This is a genomic window from Corynebacterium sp. MSK195 (assembly GCF_030228885.1).
GTDB lineage: Bacteria > Actinomycetota > Actinomycetes > Mycobacteriales > Mycobacteriaceae > Corynebacterium.
Genome location: NZ_JASPGT010000050.1, coordinates 1 through 549, shown reverse-complemented (window position 1 = coordinate 549; position 549 = coordinate 1). Strand labels below are relative to the sequence as shown.

The window sequence follows — 549 nt, the reverse complement described above, 5'->3', positions numbered from 1 at the left end:
GATCGCTGCAGAGATGTAGTTTCCCTTTGTGGCTGGTGTACAGGTGGTGCATGGTTGTCGTCAGCTCGTGTCGTGAGATGTTGGGTTAAGTCCCGCAACGAGCGCAACCCTTGTCTTATGTTGCCAGCATTTGGTTGGGGACTCATGAGAGACTGCCGGGGTCAACTCGGAGGAAGGTGGGGATGACGTCAAATCATCATGCCCCTTATGTCCAGGGCTTCACACATGCTACAATGGTCGGTACAACGCGCAGCGACACTGTGAGGTGGAGCGAATCGCTGAAAGCCGGCCTTAGTTCGGATTGGGGTCTGCAACTCGACCCCATGAAGTCGGAGTCGCTAGTAATCGCAGATCAGCAATGCTGCGGTGAATACGTTCCCGGGCCTTGTACACACCGCCCGTCACGTCATGAAAGTTGGTAACACCCGAAGCCGGTGGCCCAAACTTGTTAGGGAGCCGTCGAAGGTGGGATCGGCGATTGGGACGAAGTCGTAACAAGGTACCCGTACCGGAAGGTGCGGGTGGATCACCTCCTTTCTAAGGAGCTTT

1 rRNA gene is annotated in these 549 nt (G+C 55.6%); it reads left to right on the top strand.

From position 1 onward, the window contains the following. Positions 1 to 537: ribosomal RNA gene (locus QP909_RS11755) — 16S ribosomal RNA — on the top strand; the annotation flags it as partial. Positions 538 to 549: the final 12 nt, after the last annotated feature.